This window comes from Micromonospora gifhornensis (assembly GCF_016863515.1).
Taxonomy (GTDB): domain Bacteria; phylum Actinomycetota; class Actinomycetes; order Mycobacteriales; family Micromonosporaceae; genus Micromonospora; species Micromonospora gifhornensis.
On record NZ_BOPA01000111.1, the window covers coordinates 1 to 691 of the forward strand.

Annotated in this window: 1 protein-coding gene; it reads left to right on the forward strand. The window is 64.5% G+C overall.

What is annotated here, in order from left to right; all coding sequences use genetic code 11:
- On the forward strand, positions 1 to 691 hold a 691-nt coding region (locus Vgi01_RS30350), incomplete at both ends, for an acyltransferase domain-containing protein (RefSeq protein ID WP_204293350.1).

Sequence of the window (691 nt, forward strand, 5' to 3'; positions counted from 1 at the left end):
TTCACCGGTCAGGGGTCGCAGTGGGTGGGGATGGGTGAGGGTTTGGTGGGGGTGTTTCCGGTGTTTCGGCGGGTGTGGGAGGAGGTGTGTTCGCGTCTGGTGTGGGATGCGGGGGATGTGGATGCGACGGGGAATGCGCAGCCGGCGATTTTTGCGGTGGAGGTGGCGCTGTTTCGGTTGTTGGAGTCGTGGGGTGTGCGGCCGGATGTGGTGGTGGGTCATTCGGTGGGGGAGATTGCTGCGGCTCATGTGGCGGGTGTTTTGTCGTTGTCGGATGCGTGTCGGTTGGTGGGTGCGCGGGGTCGGTTGATGCAGGCGTTGCCGGCGGGTGGGGTGATGGTGGCGGTGCAGGCCTCTGAGGAGGAGGTGGTGCCGTTGTTGGTGGATGGTGTGTCGGTTGGTGCGGTGAATGGGCCGCGGTCGGTGGTGTTGTCGGGGGTGGCGGGTGCGGTGGAGTCGGTGGTGGGTCGGTTGTCGTGTCGGTCGAGGTCGTTGGTGGTGTCGCATGCGTTTCATTCGTCGTTGATGGATCCGATGTTGGATGAGTTCCGGGCTGTGGTTCGGGAGTTGTCTTTTGCGGAGCCGGTGGTGTCGGCGGTGTCGACGGTGACGGGACAGCCGGTGACGTCGCAGTGGTCGGATCCGGAGTATTGGGTGGGGCAGGTCCGTTCCACCGTCCGATTCCACGACG